Genomic DNA, 16171 nt, shown 5'->3' on the forward strand with positions numbered 1-16171 from the left:
CTGATGAGCCGCCTCGAACTGCTTCCCGCCGTCGACGTCCGGGACGGCCAGGCCGTCCGCCTGGTCAAGGGCGCCTCCGGCACCGAGACCTCCTTCGGCGAGCCGCTGGCCGCCGCCCTCGCCTGGCAGAACGCCGGCGCCGAGTGGCTGCACCTGGTCGACCTCGACGCCGCCTTCGGCACCGGCACCAACTACGAGCTGCTGCGCGAGGTCACCGGTCGGCTGGACATCAAGGTCGAGCTGTCCGGCGGCATCCGCGACGACGAGTCGCTCGCCCGCGCCCTCGCCACCGGCTGCACCCGGGTCAACCTCGGCACCGCCGCCCTGGAAGCCCCCGAGTGGGTCGCCAAGGCCATCGCCGAGCACGGCGACAAGATCGCCGTCGGCCTGGACGTGGTCGGCACCACCCTGCGCGGCCGCGGCTGGACCCGCGACGGCGGCCAGCTCTTCGACGTGCTGGAGCGCCTCGATCAGGAGGGCTGCGCCCGCTACGTCGTCACCGACGTCAACCGGGACGGCACCCTGACCGGCCCCAACCTGCAGCTGCTGCGCGACGTCTGCGCCGCCACCGACCGCCCGGTGGTCGCCTCCGGCGGCGTCTCCTCGCTGGACGACCTGCGCGCCATCGCCACGCTCGTCGGCGAGGGTGTCGAGGGCGCCATCGTGGGCAAGGCACTCTACGAGCAGAAGTTCACCCTCGAAGAGGCCCTGGAGGCGGTTTCAGGATGACGGATGGTCGGATCGTACGCGGCGAGGTCGTTCGTGGTCGGGTCGGCGGATTCTCCCCCTGGGAGGAGGAGTTCGGCTACTCCCGGGCGGTCGCCGCGGGTGACCACGTGCACGTGGCCGGCTCCACCGCCTGGGTGGACGGCCGGATCGAGCACGAGGGCGACCCGTACCGGCAGACCCTCGCCGCGTTCGGCGTCGGGCTCACGGCCCTGGCCGCGTACGGTCTGACCGCGGACGACGTGGTCCGCACCCGGATGTACATCACCCACGTCCGCGACGCCGAGGAGGTGGGCCGCGCCCACCGCGAACTCTTCGACGCCGCACGCCCGGCGGCCACCATGGTGGTGGTCGAGGGACTGATCGACTCCCGGATGCTGGTCGAGGTCGAGATCGACGCGCACCGTGCCGGGCTGGCAAAGACCCTGGAAGGCAAACAGCCGTGACCCTCGCAGTACGAGTCATCCCCTGCCTGGACGTGGACGCCGGGCGGGTGGTCAAGGGCGTCAACTTCCAGAACCTGCGCGACGCCGGCGACCCGGTCGAGATGGCGAAGCTCTACGACGCCGAGGGCGCCGACGAGCTGACCTTCCTCGACATCACCGCCTCCTCCGGCGACCGCGAGACCACCTACGACGTGGTCCGCCGTACCGCCGAGCAGGTGTTCATCCCGCTCACCGTCGGCGGCGGCATCCGCGCCGTCGAGGACGTCGACAAGCTGCTGCGGGCCGGCGCCGACAAGGTCGGCGTCAACACCGCGGCCATCGCCCGGCCGGAGCTGGTCCGCGAGATCGCCCAGCGCTTCGGGCGGCAGGTGCTGGTGCTGTCGGTCGACGCCCGGCGCTGCCCCGAGGGCACCGAGACGCCGTCCGGCTTCGAGGTCACCACGCACGGCGGGCGCCGGGGCACCGGCCTGGACGCGGTCGAATGGGCGGGCCGCGCGGCCGAGTTGGGGGCCGGCGAGATCCTGCTCAACTCGATGGACGCGGACGGCACCAAGGACGGCTACGACCTGGAGATGATCCGCGCCGTGCGCAAGGCCGTCTCGGTGCCGGTGATCGCCTCCGGCGGGGCGGGCAAACTCGGCGACTTCGCGCCGGCCGTCGAGGCGGGCGCGGACGCGGTGCTGGCGGCCAGCGTGTTCCACTTCGGGGACCTGCGGATCGGCGAGGTCAAGAACGCGCTGCGGGAGGCCGGGCACCCGGTCCGCTGACCTGTTCGTCACGGGAGGGCCCGCCGTACGGTTCGGCGGGCCCTCGCGCGTGCTCAGGACTCCTGCGGCTCGCCCTTGATGAGGGCGAACGGCGCGCCGTTCGGGTCCGCCAGCCAGGCGATCCGGCCGACGTTGTCCATGTCAGCGGCCGGCATCAGCACCGAGCCGCCCGCCGCCGTCGCCTTGGCGACCAGCGCGTCCACGTCGTTGGCGGCGAAGTACGGTGTCCAGGCGGAGGGCTGGCCTTCGCGCATCACCGGGGCGATGCCGCCGAAGCTGGTCTGCCGCTGGTCGCCCTCGGCGGTGGAGACCACCCGGTAGCTCATCCCCGGGGACGGCTCGAAGTTCTCCACCCGCCAGCCGAACAGGGACCCGTAGAAGGTGGAGCCGCCGTCCTGGTCCTGGGTGTGCAGCTCGGACCAGCACAGCGCATTGTCCTCGGAGACGACATCCAGGCCCCGGGTGCTGCCGGCCTGCCAGATGGCGAACTCGGCGCCCTGCGGGTCGGTGAGCGCCGCGAACCGGCCTTCCTGCATCACGTCCGTCGGCGGGACGCGGACGGTGGCGCCGGCCTGCTCGGCCGCCTTGACGGCGGCGTCCGCGTCGGCGGTCAGGAAGTACGTCGTCCAGGCGGACCGCGCACCCTGGTCGAGGTTGCCGACGGCGCCGACCGTCCTGCCGTTCAGTCGCAGGAAGCCGTAGCCGCCGGCCTCGGGCACCTCCTGGAAGGTCCAGCCGAAGACCTTGCCGTAGAACTCGGCGGTGGCCGGGATGTTCGGGCTGCCCAGGTCGATCCAGCAGGGCGAGCCGATGGGGAAGTCGGTGGTGAGCATGAGGTGGTGCCCCTTCGACGGAGAGTGACCGGGGCGGTCCGCGGGGGCGCGCACGCGCCCCTCCCCGGCCACCTGCGAGTCTGCACCCGGCGACTGACATCCGCAGCCGGGACGGGGCCGAGTCGCGGGTCGGGCGTGTCGACGCCGGGGCGGGCCGGCCGTCTTCCCGCTGCCGTTCTCGGGTCGTTCATCGGCTTTCAGTGGTGGTGCCCCTCGCATGTCGAGGGGCACCACCACAGCCCCTCCTCGGGCGAGGAGGGGCGCCGCGGGGATTTCTGCCCTTCGTATCTGAATTTCTTCTGCTCTACCGCGCAGGCAGCGGCAGGACGTGCCGCAGGGCCTCGATGGCGTCCGGGGCGCCGTCGACGGCGAGGGTGGTGCGGGCGCCGCGGCCGTAGGCGAAGAGGACCAGTTCGCCGGGGTCGCCGGTGAGGCGCACGGTGGGGGCGCCGGAGGGGCCGACGGTGAGGGACTGGCCGTCGGGGCGGCTGAGGGTGAGGCGGACGGGGGAGCGGCGGCCCGCCTCCAGGCGGGCGATCAGGGGGAGTCGGCGCCAGAGGGCTTCGGCGCGGCCGGGCGGGACGGGCTGCGCGGTCCAGTCGTCGCCGGCCCGCAGGACGTCCTCGGCGTGGACGAAGTACTCGATGGTGTTGGCAGCCTCGTCGGCGCCGGGCAGGGCGAACAGGGAGTACATCGGCGGCCCGGCGCGGAAGAGGCGGACCAGCTCCTCGTAGGGTCGCTCGGCGTAGCCGTCCTGCACGCGCTGGGTCCAGCCGGCCAGGGCGCCGACCCGGATGCCGGCCGCGGCATCGGCGCGGCGCTCGCGGATCACCAGGTGGGCGGCGAGGTCCCGGGTGGTCCACCCGCTGCAGAGGGTGGGGGCGTCGGGCCCGGCGGCGGTGAGGAGTTGGGCGAGACGGTGGCGCTCGGCGAGGGCGTGGTTCGACATGGACTCAGCCTAGGGGTGGAGCCGGCCGGTCAGCTTGGGGCCACCCTGCTTGTTGCTCGCGGTCAGGGTGCAGGTGTAATCCCGCCAGCCCTGCTGGTAGTTGACCATGGCCGGGCCGAACTGCCGCGGGTAGTAGGTCTTTCCGTCGGCCTGCCGGGCCTTGGCGGCGGTCTCGGCCGCCTTGCAGCCGTCCCGCATGGCGAGGGCGATCGGGATCTCGCCGCTCAGTCCGTCGGCGAGTTCGAGGTTGGCGATGACCTCGCCGTCGTGGTCGCCGGTGCAGGGCCGTTCCTCGGCCTTGGTGATCGCCGGGCTCAGCTGGGGGTGGTCGAAGCAGGTGCCCACCGGGAAGAAGGCGTACGGCGGTCGCGGCTTGGTCGGGGTGGGCGTCGGCGTGGGGGTGGGGGTCGGGGTCGGGGTGGCCGTGGGGATGGGTGGGGGCGGCGCCGCGGCCGGCTTCCCGTCCTCCGGCCAGAGCAGCACGGTGGCCACCACCGCGAGCAGTACGGCCAGGACGGCGACGACGGCGATCACCAGGCCCCGGGGCGGACGGGAGGCGGCGGCTGCGGGCGGCGGCTGCTCGGAGGTCATGGCCACGAGGATGGCCCACCCGGGCCCGGCCCGGCAGGCGGTTGACCGAAATCGCCCCGAACGGACCGTCCCCGAACCACTCGTCCGGTACGGCCCGCCCCTCGGACGCCCGGCCCGGCCGCCGAGTCCGGACTGACACAATGGCCGCATGTCCACCACACCCGCCGCCCCCGGCTCCACCGCCCTCGACCCCGCGATCGCCGCTCGTCTCAAGCGCACCGGGGACGGCCTGCTCCCGGCCATCGCGCAGCAGTACGACACCGGCGAGGTGCTGATGCTCGGCTGGATGGACGACGAGGCACTGCACCGCACCCTCACCACCGGCCGCTGCACCTACTGGAGCCGCAGCCGCCGCGAGTACTGGGTCAAGGGCGGCACCTCCGGCCACGTCCAGGCGGTCAAGTCGGTGGCGCTCGACTGCGACGGCGACACCCTGCTGGTGAAGGTCGACCAGACCGGCGCGGCCTGCCACACCGGCGACCGCACCTGCTTCGACGCCGACGTGCTCCCGCTCTCCTGACCCCGACCCCCGTCGACCCCCGTCCACAACTCCAGAAGGTGCCGCCCCGCATGGACCTCGAAGCCTTCCGCAAGCTCGCCGTCGACACCCGGGTGATCCCGGTCACCCGCAGGCTCCTCGCGGACGGCCTCACCCCGATCGGCCTGTACCGCAGCCTCGCCGAGGAGCGTCCCGGCACCTTCCTGCTGGAGTCCGCCGAGCAGGGCCGCAGCTGGTCCCGCTACTCCTTCGTCGGCGTGCGCAGCGCCGCCGCGCTGACCGCCGACGAGGACGGCAACGCCCGTTGGCTCGGCACCCCGCCGGTCGGCATCCCGACCACCGGCGACCCGCTGCAGGTGCTGCGCGCCGCCCTGGAGGCGCTGCACACCCCGCGACACGCCGACGACGGCCTGCCCCCGCTGACCGGCGGCCTGGTCGGCTACCTCGGCTACGACATCGTCCGCCGGCTGGAGAAGCTGCCCGACCTCAACCCGGACGACCTCAAGCTGCCCGAGCTGACCATGCTGCTGGCCACCGACCTCGCGGTGCTGGACCACGCGGACGGCACGGTGTTGCTGATCGCCAACGCCGTCAACCACAACGACCTGGCCAGCGGTGTGGACGAGGCCTACGCGGACGCGGTGGCCCGGCTGGACGCGATGGAGGTCGACCTGCTCAAGCCGGTCGACCCGGGCCTGGCCACCTTCACCCCGGCCGGCCCCGGCGAAGTGCGCTCGCCGTTCGGCGGGGAGCCCTACCGGGCCGCCGTGGAGGAGGTCAAGGAGCGGATCCGGGCCGGCGAGGCCTTCCAGGTCGTGCCCTCGCAGCGCTTCGAGGCGCCGTGCCCGGCCTCGGCACTGGACGTCTACCGCGTGCTGCGCACCACCAACCCCAGCCCGTACATGTACCTGTTCCGCTTCCCCGGGCCGGACGGCGGTGCCGAGGGCGGCTTCGACGTGGTCGGCTCCAGCCCGGAGGCGCTGGTCAAGGTGACCGACGGCGAGGCGATGGTGCACCCGATCGCCGGCACCCGGCACCGCGGCGCCACCCCGCACGAGGACGCGGCGCTGGCCGCCGAGCTGCTGGCCGACCCCAAGGAGCGGGCCGAGCACCTGATGCTGGTCGACCTCGGCCGCAACGACCTCGGGCGGGTCTGCGAGCCGGGTAGCGTGGAGGTGGTCGACTTCATGCAGATCGAGCGCTACAGCCACGTGATGCACATCGTGTCCACCGTCACCGGCCGGGTCGCCCCCGGGCGGACCGCCTTCGACGTGCTGACCGCCTGTTTCCCGGCCGGCACCCTCTCCGGCGCGCCCAAGCCCCGGGCGATGCGGATCATCGAGGAGCTGGAGCCCACCCGGCGCGGCCTGTACGGCGGCTGCGTCGGCTACCTGGACTTCGCCGGGGACTCGGACACCGCCATCGCGATCCGGACCGCGGTGCTGCGCGACGGCACCGCGTACGTGCAGGCGGGCGCCGGTGTGGTCGCCGACTCCGACCCGCACGGCGAGGACACCGAGTGCCGCAACAAGGCGGCCGCCGTGCTGCGGGCCGTCGCCACCGCCAATACGCTGCGGAGGCCGGAACTGTCCTGAGGCGTGAGGAGGCGGACGGGATGCCCGAGGTGCCGTACGACGAGCTGCGCTGGGCGATCGTGTTCGGCGCCGCCGTGCAGCTCGGGGAGCAGCTGGTCGGCCCCGGCCGGGTGCTCTCCGGTGTGGTGATCGACTTCCCGGCCGCGCCCGGTCCGATCGCCCCGGACCTCGCGGTGCTCGACCCCGGGGCCGGCCGCGGCCCTCGGGGCCGGTACCGCGCGGCCGACGTCGAGGCGGTGCTGGAGGTGGCGCACCCGGGCCGGGACCACGCCTGGACGATGGCCTGCGCGGAGAGCGCGGTGCCGCTGTACGTGGTGGTCGACCCGGCGGCGGCGGTCTGCACCGTGCACACCGCGCCGGATGCGGGCGGGGTGTACCGGGAGGCCGAGCGGGTGCCGTTCGGCAACGACCTGTTCCTGCCGCTGGGCGGCCGGACGGTGGTGCTGCGGACGGACGACTTCCCCACCCCGGGTACGGACCCGGGCGTCGGCCGGGGGATAGTGGACGGGTGACCGCTGCAGACCAGACCCCTGCCCCCGCCGCCCCCGGCCGCCGCACCCTCGGCGTGATGCTGCTGCTGACCGTGCTGAGCGCCGTGCTGGTGCTGACCGCGGCCGGGCGGGTCTGGGCCGAGGGCCGGGCCGGCACCCTGGACGTCTCCGTCACCGGCGGCAAGATCTCCGAACTGCCCGGCGGGCTGGCCCTGGTGGGCCTGGCCGCAGCCGTCGCGGTGTTCGCGGTGCGCGGCGTCGGCCGGCTCGCGGTCGGCGCGCTGACCCTGCTGGCCGGGCTCGGCGCGGCCGCCGCTTCGCTGGCCGGGGCCTCGGATTCCGCCGCCCTGGACTCCGCCGCCTCAGGCAAGCTGGCGCTGGCCGGCTCGACGGCCACCGAGGTCTCGCACACCGCCTGGCCCTGGGTCGCCCTGGCCGGCGGGCTGTTGCTGGCCCTGGCCGGGCTGATCACCCTGCGCCACGGCCGCGGCTGGCCCGCCATGGGCAGCCGCTACGAGGCGCCCACCCGCAAGGCGCCGGCGAGGACCGACACACCGGGCGACCTGTGGAAGGCCCTGGATCGCGGCGAGGACCCCACCGCTGTCTGAACAGCACATGTGACGCGATAGACCCGCCACCCGCTTTGGGCCGCCCGTGTGTGGCCCGGCACAATGGAACCCGTCAACCCGCCGGCGGCCCCGCAGGCCCGGCCGGGCCCCGAGAGCCTAGGAGCACCATCGATGGCAGCAGCAGCACACGGCCACACCCCCGCCGCCTGGACCGGCGTCGTCATCTCCTTCGTCGGCTTCGGCATCGCGGGTGTCGCGATGATCCTGCCGTCGCCGCTGCTGGTCTGCGCCGGTCTGGCGGTCGTCGTGGTCGGCGGCATCGTCGGCAAGGCCATGGCGATGGCCGGGATGGGCCAGCAGGCGAGCAGCAACGTGTACAAGTCGGTCGAGGAGCAGACCGCGGCCCGCAAGGCGGCCCTCGAGGCCCGTGCCGCCGCCGTCGCCGCCTGACGACCGGTACTCCATATCGCACAACCGAACGGCGGGCGCGCCACGCCCGCCGTTTCGTTCTGTCCGGGCCCGGCGCGGGCACAATCGGGGCGTGAACGCCGCCCCCACCGCCTCCGCCCCGCCGCCCGTACTGCGCCGACTGGGCCCGCCGCTGGCCGCGCTGGCGGCGGTGGCCGTCCCTTCCGCCTACGTCGCCGCGGTGGACCCGAACGCCCCCGGGCACTACCCCGACTGCCCCTTCCTGGTCGCCACCGGCTGGTGGTGCCCCGGCTGCGGTGGCCTGCGCTGTGTCCACGCGCTCACCCACGGGGACCTCACCGGCGCCCTGCACGACAACGCCGCGGCGGTGCTGCTGTTCGGCGTCCTGGCGGTGCTCTGGCTGCGCTGGGGTTGGGCCGCGCTGACCGGCGGGCCGTCACCGAGGGTCTCGGTCGGGGCCCGGCGCTGGGCCCTGATCCTCCTGCTGGTGCTGGTGTTCGAGGTGGTGCGCAATTCGCCGGTCGGAGCCGGGCTGGCACCGCCGCTGGTCTGACCAGGGCCTCGGACCCGGTGGACCCGGTGGAGCCGGAGTCGACGGCCGCCGGGCGGAGCGTCCCGTTCCGCGAGACGCGTTCCGGGCGGATGCGCCGGGTCGTACCGGGTGCCGATACCATCGAAGAGTCGACGGGTCTCAGCCCGTCCGGCTCGGATGAGCCAACCGGCAGAAACGATGGGGGCTCCTGGTGAGTGTGCTCGACTCGATCATCGAAGGGGTCCGTGAGGACCTCGCCGAGCGGCAGGCCCGGGTCTCCCTGGACGAGCTGAAGGCGCTCGCGGCCAAGGCCCCGGAGGCCAAGGACGGCGTCGCCGCCCTCAAGGGCGACGGGGTCCGGGTGATCTGCGAGGTGAAGCGCTCCAGCCCGTCCAAGGGCGCACTGGCCGCGATCGCCGATCCGGCCGCCCTGGCGCGCGACTACGCGGCCGGCGGTGCCGCCGCGATCAGCGTGCTGACCGAGCAGCGCCGCTTCGGCGGATCGCTGGCCGACCTGGACGCCGTCCGCGCCGCAGTGGACACCCCGCTGCTGCGCAAGGACTTCATCGTCACCGCCTACCAGCTGTGGGAGGCCCGCGCGCACGGCGCCGACCTCGCCCTGCTGATCGTCGCCGCCCTCGACCAGCCGGCCCTGGTGTCGCTGATCGAGCGCGCCGAGTCGATCGGCCTCACGCCGCTGGTCGAGGTGCACGACGAGGAGGAGATCAGGCGCGCGGTGGACGCCGGGGCGCGGATCATCGGCGTCAACGCCCGCAACCTCAAGACCCTCGAGGTGGACCGCAACACCTTCGAGAACGTCGCGCACGCCATCCCGGACGGCATCGTCAGGATCGCCGAGTCCGGTGTGCGCGGCCCGCTGGACGTGATCAACTACGCCAACCTGGGCGCCGACGCCGTCCTGGTCGGTGAGTCCCTGGTGACCGGTAAGGACCCGCGCGCCGCGGTGGCCGACCTGGTCGCGGCCGGGGCCCACCCCGCCGTGCGGCACAAGGACTGACACAACCCGATGAAGATCGCCACCCGACTCGCCCCCGGCTGCCGCCCGCGCGGCTGCCGCGCGCCCGCACGTCGGGTGCTGGGGCGTCGGGTGCGGTACGTGATCGGCTGCGAGCCGGGGCAGGTGCCGGGGCGGCGATGGCGCGTGACGCTCGGCTGAAGCCAGCCGATCGGACGTCACCGTCATCCACATCTTCCCGAGGGAATCCACCATGTCCGAAAAGGACTACCTGCCCGGTGCCCAGGTGCCGGACGCTCGCGGCTACTTCGGCGCGTACGGCGGCCGCTTCATCCCCGAGGCGCTGGTCGCCGCGGTCGAGCAGGTCGCCGAGGAGTACGAGAAGGCCAAGGCCGACCCGGCCTTCACCGCCGAACTCGACGCGCTGCTGAAGGACTACACCGGCCGCCCGAGCCCGCTGACCGATGTGCACCGCTTCTCCGCCGAGGCGGGCGGCGCGCGCATCCTGCTCAAGCGCGAGGACCTCAACCACACCGGCTCGCACAAGATCAACAACGTGCTGGGCCAGGCCCTGCTCACCAAGCGGATGGGCAAGACCCGGATCATCGCCGAGACCGGCGCCGGCCAGCACGGCGTGGCCACGGCCACCGCCTGCGCGCTGTTCGGCTTCGACTGCACCATCTACATGGGCGAGGTCGACACCCAGCGCCAGGCGCTCAACGTCGCCCGGATGCGGATGCTCGGCGCCGAGGTGGTGGCCGTCAAGTCCGGCAGCCGCACCCTCAAGGACGCCATCAACGAGGCCTTCCGCGACTGGGTCGCCAACGTCGACTCCACCCACTACCTGTTCGGCACCGTCGCCGGGCCGCACCCCTTCCCGATGATGGTCCGCGACTTCCACCGGATCATCGGCGTCGAGGCCCGCCGGCAGGTGCTGGACCGTACCGGGCGGCTGCCCGACGCGGTCGTCGCCTGCGTCGGCGGCGGCTCCAACGCGATGGGCATCTTCCACGAGTTCATCCCGGACGCCGACGTACGCCTGATCGGCTGCGAGGCGGCCGGCGAGGGTGCCGACACCCCCAGGCACGCGGCCACCCTCACCAAGGGCGACCCGGGCGTGCTGCACGGCTCCCGCACCTACGTCCTGCAGGACGAGGACGGCCAGACCATCGAGTCGCACTCCATCTCGGCCGGCCTCGACTACCCGGGCGTCGGCCCGGAGCACGCCTGGCTGAAGGACACCGGCCGGGCCGAGTACCGCCCGGTCACCGACGACGCCGCGATGCAGGCGCTGCGGCTGCTGTCCCGCACCGAGGGCATCATCCCGGCCATCGAGAGCGCCCACGCGCTCGCCGGGGCCCTGGAGCTGGGCCGCGAGCTCGGACCGGAGGCCACCATCCTGGTCTCGCTCTCCGGGCGCGGCGACAAGGACATGCACACCGCGGCCCAGTACTTCGGGCTGTACGACGAGCCGGCCGGCGACGCGGCCGATGGGGGTAAGTGACCATGGCTTCGAAGCTCAGTGCCGGCAAGCTCAGTGGCAGTCTGGCGGCCGCCAAGGCCGAGGGCCGCGCCGCGCTGATCGGCTACCTGCCGGCCGGCTTCCCGACCGTCGACGGCGGCATCCGCGCGGTCAACGCGCTGATCGAGGGCGGCTGCGACGTGGTCGAGGTCGGCCTGCCGCACTCCGACCCGGTCCTGGACGGCGCGGTCATCCAGACCGCCGACGACATCGCGCTGCGCGGCGGCGTGCGGATCAAGGACGTGCTGCGCACCGTCCAGGAGGTCGCCACCGCGCACCCCGGGGCGGCGGTGCTGGTGATGACGTACTGGAACCCGGTCGACCGCTACGGCGTGGCGCGCTTCGCCGCCGACCTGGCCGCGGCCGGCGGGGCGGGCTGCATCCTGCCGGACCTGCCGGTGGAGGAGTCCGAGGAGTGGCGCAAGGCGGCGGACGAGCACGGGCTGGACACCGTGTTCGTGGTCGCCCCCAGCAGCAAGGACGCCCGGCTGGCGGAGGTCACGGCGGCCGGCAGCGGCTTCGTGTACGCGGCCGCGGTGATGGGCGTGACCGGTACCCGGTCGGCGGTCGGTTCGCTGGCCGAGGACCTGGTCGCCCGCACCCGGGCCACCACGGACCTGCCGGTCTGCGTCGGGCTCGGGGTCTCCAACGCGGAGCAGGCGGCCGAGGTCGCCCGGTTCGCGGACGGGGTGATCGTGGGGTCGGCCTTCGTCAAGCGGATCCTGGACGCCGGCGACGACGAGGCGGCGGCGCTGGACGCGGTGCGGGCGCTGGCCGGTGAGCTGGCGGCGGGCGTGCGCAGGCACTGACACGGACGTGCGGTGACGGCCCGCCACCCCTCGGGGGTGGCGGGCCGTTTTTTCGTGCCCGGCTCACCCGCCGTCAGCGGCGCGGCGGCCCCGAACGAGTGAACAGCGGCGGCGACACGCACCAGCCGGGGTTGACGGGCGTTGAGTGGAGGGACGAATGCACGGACGACGTGCACGGGGGTTGCCGGGAGCGAGCGAAGGGGTGAGCCGTGGCGTGTCTCCATCGGGCCCTGCTGCTGCGGGCGGCGGCCGCCGCGCTGGCCCTGGGCGCCGCCGTCGGCGCGCACACCGAAGTGGGGCAGGCGCTGGCCAAGCGGGGTGCCGAGCGGGCCGAGCGGGACGCGGTCGCCTGCGCCGAGGCGGCCCGCTGGGGCGCGGCCGAGCGGGCGGCCCGGACCCAGCGCGAGGGGCGCCCCGAGCTGTTCGACCCGGGGCGGATGCCGGGGTGCCGCTGACGTACGGGCGTTCGTCGGAATCGGACAGACCGTCACCAGATATCACTCATACGGCTTAATTCGTGAAAACGGAGGAACCGCCCTTCATCCCTTACGGTTCATCAGGATGTGAACGAGTTTCCCAAGGGGGGTTCCCTGATGGCCGGCCTGGCAGCGCAGCCCGCCGACGCGGCGCCCGCGGCGGCGCGGCGGCCGGTACCCGTCTGGAGCGAGTGGGTCGGTCTGGTCGTCCGGCTCGCCCTCGCCGTGGTCTGGGGCTGGGCCGGGCTGGCCAAGATCGCCGACCCGGCGGAGGCCGCCCAGGCCGTCCGCGCCTACGAGATCCTGCCCGAGGGCCTGGTCAAGCCGATCGGCTACGGCCTGCCCTTCCTGGAGCTGGCGCTCGCCCTGCTGCTGGTGATCGGCCTCGGCGTCCGGCTGGTCGCCGGGGTCTGCGCGCTGCTGCTGCTCACCTTCATCGCCGGGATCGCCTCGGCCTGGGCACGGGGCATCTCGATCGACTGCGGCTGCTTCGGCGGCGGCGGGCACGTCGACGCCTCGCAGACCGAGTACCTGCAGGAGATCCTCCGCGACACCGGGTTCCTGCTGCTCGCCGGGTGGCTGCTGTGGCGGCCCCGAACCCGGTTCTCGGCCGACGGCCGGCTGGCCGGCTGACCGTCCGGCCCCGTCCACCCCACCCCCGCACCAGACGAAGGCCCCGACCGTGGATGTCAAGGCAATGAGCGAGAAGAACCGAGAAGGCAAGCGCACCGCCCGCGAGCGGATGCAGGCGCAGCGGGCGGCCGATCAGGCCTCCTCCAAGCGCAGGAAGAAGCTGATGGTGGGCGGGGCCGTGCTGGCGGTGATCGCCGCCGCCGTGATCACCGGTGTCGTGGTGCAGAACGAGCGCTCCAGGCCCGAGACCCCGACCGCCGCGCCGGCCGGCACCATCGGCGACAAGAACCTGGTCATCCCGGTCGGCGCGGGCAACGCGCCCTCCGTCCTCACCGTCTACGAGGACCCGCGCTGCCCCGCCTGCGGCATCTTCGAGCGGGAGTTCTCGGCGACCGTCGACCAGCTGGAGGACGCCGGGAAGATCTACACCAACTACCACATCGTGTCGTTCATCGACCGTGCCGTGCCGGGCAAGGGCTCCAAGACCGGCGCCAACGCGCTGGCCTGCGCCCAGGACGCCGGGCACTTCCGGGACCTCCACGACGTGCTGTACCGCAACCAGCCGGACGAGACCAACGACGCCTTCGGCAACAAGGCGGTCCTGCTCAACCTCTCCAAGCAGGTCAGCGGTCTGGACACGCCCGAGTTCCAGGCCTGCGTCAACGGCGGCAAGTACGGCGGCTGGGTGTCCTCGCTGCAACAGGACTTCGACAAGTCCAGCTACAAGTCCACCCCGACCGTGCTGCTCAACGGCCAGCCGATCTACCCGAAGAACGGCGACGAGGAGATCACCCCGGCGAACCTGGTGAAGTGGGTGGACGCCGCGAACCAGGGCAAGCAGCTGGGCACGGCGGGCTCGCACGGGCAGACCCCGGCGCCGACCAGCGCCGCTTCGGAGGCCAACAACCCGTCGCCCACCGCGGGCTGAGCCTGGGGCCGGTCCACGAACTCGTGTCGTCCCGCAGGCGGGAGTTCGAAGACGGGCCCCTCGGCCGCGCCGCCGCCCCTTCCCCGTCCGGAGGAGGCGGCGGCGTCCGTTGTTCGATTTCTGTGACCCTTGGGGTGTCCGACCGGGGCTTCAGACCCTGTAGCGTCGGAACTGCCATGGATATCGCCTACATTCCCAGCCCGTCGCGGGGCGTCCTCTACCTCGGACCGATCCCGCTGCGCGCCTACGCCTTCTGCATCATCCTCGGTGTCGTCGTCGCCGTCTGGCTCGGCAGCAAGCGCTGGGTCGCCCGGGGCGGTGCCAAGCACACCGTCGGCGACATCGCCGTCTGGGCCGTGCCGTTCGGCCTGGTCGGCGGCCGGCTCTACCACGTGATCACCGACCACCAGCTGTACTTCGCCGAGGGGAAGAACCCCTGGAACGCCCTCAAGATCTGGGAGGGCGGCCTCGGGATCTGGGGCGCGGTCGCGCTGGGCGCGGTCGGCGCCTGGATCGGCTGCCGCCGCCGGGGCGTGCCGCTGCCCGCGTACGCCGACGCCATCGCGCCGGGCATCGCGCTCGCGCAGGCGCTGGGCCGCTGGGGCAACTACTTCAACCAGGAGCTGTACGGCCGGTCGACCACGCTGCCGTGGGGCCTGGAGATCCACAAGACCCTGCCCGACGGCGAGGTCGTGAGCGGGGTCTTCCACCCGACCTTCCTGTACGAGTCGCTGTGGGACGTGGCCGTCGCGCTGCTGGTGATCTGGGCGGACCGCCGGTTCAAGCTGGGCCACGGCCGGGCGTTCGCGCTGTACGTGGCCGCGTACACGGTGGGCCGGTTCTGGACCGAGTGGCTGCGGATCGACGAGGCGCACGTCTACTTCGGCCTGCGGCTGAACGACTGGACCTCGATCGTGGTGTTCATCGGCGCCGTGGCGTACTTCGTGATCGTCGGCAAGGTGCGGCCGGGACGTGAGGACCCGGCGAGCGTCGACCCGGCGGCGCACGAGACGGCGGACGAGACCGAGGGCAAGGCGGACGACAAGACGGCTGAGAAGGCCGGCGGCAAGGACGAGGAGAAGGTGGCCGGGGAGAAGCCGTCCCAGTTGTTGGACGGAAACGCGGCCACCGGACCGGCCGCCGCAGTCGCCGAGAAGACCGGCAAGGACGTCGAGAACCCGATCTGACCAGGGGATTCCCCGTAACTGAGGCCACCCTTCGCGAGGCTTGCGAAGGGTGGCCTCAGTGCTGTTCGGACAGCCTTACTTTGCTGGAAATGCCCAGGTCACGGGGGCTACGGTCGAGGCGACGAACAAAGACGGAGGGGAAGAACCGTGACTGCGACCACCCTGGAAGCCGAGCCGGCCCACTACCCGCGGGTACCCGCGGCGGACCACCACCGGGACGTCAACGGCGGCTGGCTGCGGCCCGCGGTGTTCGGTGCCGTGGACGGCCTGGTGTCCAACTTCGCGCTGATGACCGGTGTGGTCGGCGGGGCGGCGTCCAACGGCACGGTCATCCTGACCGGGCTGGCGGGCCTTGCGGCCGGTGCCTGCTCGATGGCGGCGGGGGAGTACACCTCGGTGGCCTCGCAGCGGGAGCTGGTGCAGGCCGAGATCGAGGTCGAGCGGCTGGAGCTGAGCCGCAACCCGCACGGCGAGCTGGCCGAGCTGGCGCAGCTGTACGTCTCGCGCGGGGTGGACCCGGAGCTCGCCCACGAGGTGGCCCGGCAGCTGTCCCGCGACCCGGAGCTGGCGCTGGAGATCCACGCCCGCGAGGAGCTGGGCATCGACCCCCACGACCTGCCCTCGCCGCTGGTCGCGGCCGGCTCGTCGTTCCTGTGCTTCGCGCTCGGCGCGCTGCTGCCGCTGCTGCCGTACCTGCTGGGGGCGACCACGCTGCTGCCCGCGCTGGCGCTCGCCGCGATCGGCCTGTTCGCCTGCGGTGCGGTGGTGGCCAGGGTGACGGCGCGCAGCTGGTCGTTCAGCGGACTGCGACAGCTGGTGCTCGGCGGCGCCGCGGCCGGGGTGACGTACCTGCTCGGCTGGCTGATCGGCGGGCATGTGGGATGACCCCCGCCCCGGGCCGAAGGGCGGAGCCCGGAGGAGAGCGGGCGAGTAGCAGTGCATGACTATGCCGGGCAATGCGTGACGTTTCACACATGGGCGTCTCGCGGTGCCCGGCATAGTCTCATCATCCGGGCCTCGGAGCCGCGGATTCGTATCCGCGGGCCGGGCTCCCGGGTTGGAATCGCAGGCACTCGTGATCGGCTTATGTGGCGATCCGGTTTCGCCCCTGTTTCAGGCCCTGGGTGGTTGGGCACAATCGTCGGGACGTGCACTGTGGCACGTCCTCTCTTTCACGCCCCTGACCTGCGCATCCGTCCGCCATGTGGACGGG

General features: G+C 73.2%; 21 protein-coding genes. 18 read left to right on the top strand and 3 right to left on the bottom strand.

Going from position 1 to position 16171, the window contains the following annotated elements; all coding sequences use genetic code 11:
* Nucleotides 1-3: 3 nt before the first annotated feature.
* From priA to hisF, 3 genes are read left to right on the top strand one after another with little or no spacing between them, the layout of a single operon-like run.
* A complete protein-coding gene (gene priA, locus ABZW30_RS23745) occupies nt 4-729 on the top strand; it encodes a bifunctional 1-(5-phosphoribosyl)-5-((5-phosphoribosylamino)methylideneamino)imidazole-4-carboxamide isomerase/phosphoribosylanthranilate isomerase PriA (protein WP_355673173.1) in 726 nt (241 codons plus the stop codon).
* Nucleotides 726-1172: a RidA family protein gene (locus ABZW30_RS23750; RefSeq protein ID WP_355673174.1), complete on the top strand. Its 447-nt coding sequence runs from the start codon at nt 726-728 to the stop codon at nt 1170-1172. The genes priA and ABZW30_RS23750 overlap by 4 nt, the downstream gene beginning before the upstream one ends.
* Nucleotides 1169-1939 (top strand): imidazole glycerol phosphate synthase subunit HisF, encoded by a 771-nt coding sequence (gene hisF / locus ABZW30_RS23755; RefSeq protein WP_355673175.1) that lies wholly within the window; start codon nt 1169-1171, stop codon nt 1937-1939. The genes ABZW30_RS23750 and hisF overlap by 4 nt, the downstream gene beginning before the upstream one ends.
* A 53-nt stretch (nt 1940-1992) precedes the next feature.
* On the opposite strand, the gene ABZW30_RS23760 is transcribed toward hisF, so the two are convergent.
* From ABZW30_RS23760 to ABZW30_RS23770, 3 genes are all read right to left on the bottom strand, one after another.
* Nucleotides 1993-2772, bottom strand: a complete 780-nt coding sequence (locus tag ABZW30_RS23760) for a VOC family protein (protein ID WP_355673176.1) — start codon at nt 2770-2772, stop codon at nt 1993-1995.
* 304 nt (nt 2773-3076) lie between these two features.
* Nucleotides 3077-3721 (bottom strand): TIGR03085 family metal-binding protein, encoded by a 645-nt coding sequence (locus ABZW30_RS23765; RefSeq protein WP_355673177.1) that lies wholly within the window; start codon nt 3719-3721, stop codon nt 3077-3079.
* A 9-nt stretch (nt 3722-3730) separates the two neighbouring features.
* Nucleotides 3731-4312, bottom strand: coding sequence for a hypothetical protein (locus ABZW30_RS23770; RefSeq protein ID WP_355673178.1), 582 nt, complete (start codon nt 4310-4312; stop codon nt 3731-3733).
* A 148-nt stretch (nt 4313-4460) separates the two neighbouring features.
* On the opposite strand from ABZW30_RS23770, the gene hisI reads away from it, so the two are divergent.
* The 15 genes from hisI (at nt 4461) to ABZW30_RS23845 (ending at nt 15843) form a co-directional block, all read left to right on the top strand.
* Complete coding sequence (gene hisI, locus ABZW30_RS23775; RefSeq protein ID WP_355673179.1) at nt 4461-4832, top strand: phosphoribosyl-AMP cyclohydrolase; 372 nt, start codon at nt 4461-4463, stop codon at nt 4830-4832.
* A 50-nt stretch (nt 4833-4882) separates the two neighbouring features.
* A complete protein-coding gene (locus ABZW30_RS23780; RefSeq protein WP_355673180.1) occupies nt 4883-6406 on the top strand; it encodes an anthranilate synthase component I in 1524 nt (507 codons plus the stop codon).
* Nucleotides 6407-6426: 20 nt separating this feature from the next.
* On the top strand, nt 6427-6918 hold the full coding sequence (locus ABZW30_RS23785) for a Uma2 family endonuclease (RefSeq protein WP_355673181.1): 492 nt from the start codon (nt 6427-6429) through the stop codon (nt 6916-6918).
* A complete protein-coding gene (locus tag ABZW30_RS23790; protein ID WP_355673182.1) occupies nt 6915-7505 on the top strand; it encodes a TIGR02234 family membrane protein in 591 nt (196 codons plus the stop codon). The genes ABZW30_RS23785 and ABZW30_RS23790 overlap by 4 nt, the downstream gene beginning before the upstream one ends.
* Before the next feature lie 132 nt (nt 7506-7637).
* Complete coding sequence (locus ABZW30_RS23795) at nt 7638-7916, top strand: HGxxPAAW family protein (protein ID WP_355673183.1); 279 nt, start codon at nt 7638-7640, stop codon at nt 7914-7916.
* A gap of 91 nt (nt 7917-8007) precedes the next feature.
* Nucleotides 8008-8448: a DUF2752 domain-containing protein gene (locus tag ABZW30_RS23800; protein ID WP_355673184.1), complete on the top strand. Its 441-nt coding sequence runs from the start codon at nt 8008-8010 to the stop codon at nt 8446-8448.
* A gap of 190 nt (nt 8449-8638) precedes the next feature.
* The gene (trpC, locus tag ABZW30_RS23805) at nt 8639-9445 is read left to right on the top strand and encodes an indole-3-glycerol phosphate synthase TrpC (RefSeq protein WP_355673185.1); all 807 of its coding nucleotides are present in this window, start codon (nt 8639-8641) and stop codon (nt 9443-9445) included.
* A gap of 9 nt (nt 9446-9454) precedes the next feature.
* Nucleotides 9455-9604, top strand: a complete 150-nt coding sequence (locus tag ABZW30_RS23810; RefSeq protein ID WP_355673186.1) for a hypothetical protein — start codon at nt 9455-9457, stop codon at nt 9602-9604.
* A 52-nt stretch (nt 9605-9656) separates the two neighbouring features.
* The gene (gene trpB / locus ABZW30_RS23815) at nt 9657-10907 is read left to right on the top strand and encodes a tryptophan synthase subunit beta (protein WP_355673187.1); all 1251 of its coding nucleotides are present in this window, start codon (nt 9657-9659) and stop codon (nt 10905-10907) included.
* A gap of 2 nt (nt 10908-10909) precedes the next feature.
* The gene (gene trpA / locus ABZW30_RS23820; RefSeq protein ID WP_355673188.1) at nt 10910-11734 is read left to right on the top strand and encodes a tryptophan synthase subunit alpha; all 825 of its coding nucleotides are present in this window, start codon (nt 10910-10912) and stop codon (nt 11732-11734) included.
* A 209-nt stretch (nt 11735-11943) separates the two neighbouring features.
* A complete protein-coding gene (locus ABZW30_RS23825) occupies nt 11944-12189 on the top strand; it encodes a hypothetical protein (RefSeq protein ID WP_355673189.1) in 246 nt (81 codons plus the stop codon).
* Between the two features lie 138 nt (nt 12190-12327).
* Entirely contained in the window at nt 12328-12843 is a 516-nt protein-coding gene (locus tag ABZW30_RS23830) for a MauE/DoxX family redox-associated membrane protein (protein ID WP_355673190.1), read from the top strand.
* Nucleotides 12844-12907: 64 nt separating this feature from the next.
* The gene (locus tag ABZW30_RS23835; protein WP_355673191.1) at nt 12908-13771 is read left to right on the top strand and encodes a thioredoxin domain-containing protein; all 864 of its coding nucleotides are present in this window, start codon (nt 12908-12910) and stop codon (nt 13769-13771) included.
* Between the two features lie 176 nt (nt 13772-13947).
* Nucleotides 13948-14958 carry a prolipoprotein diacylglyceryl transferase gene (gene lgt, locus ABZW30_RS23840; protein ID WP_355673192.1) on the top strand — a complete coding sequence of 337 codons (1011 nt, stop codon included), beginning with the start codon at nt 13948-13950 and terminating at the stop codon, nt 14956-14958.
* A gap of 162 nt (nt 14959-15120) precedes the next feature.
* Nucleotides 15121-15843 carry a VIT1/CCC1 transporter family protein gene (locus tag ABZW30_RS23845; RefSeq protein WP_355673219.1) on the top strand — a complete coding sequence of 241 codons (723 nt, stop codon included), beginning with the start codon at nt 15121-15123 and terminating at the stop codon, nt 15841-15843.
* The last annotated feature ends 328 nt before the right edge of the window (nt 15844-16171 follow it).

The sequence above is a fragment of the Kitasatospora sp. NPDC004669 genome (assembly GCF_040609455.1).
GTDB lineage: Bacteria > Actinomycetota > Actinomycetes > Streptomycetales > Streptomycetaceae > Kitasatospora.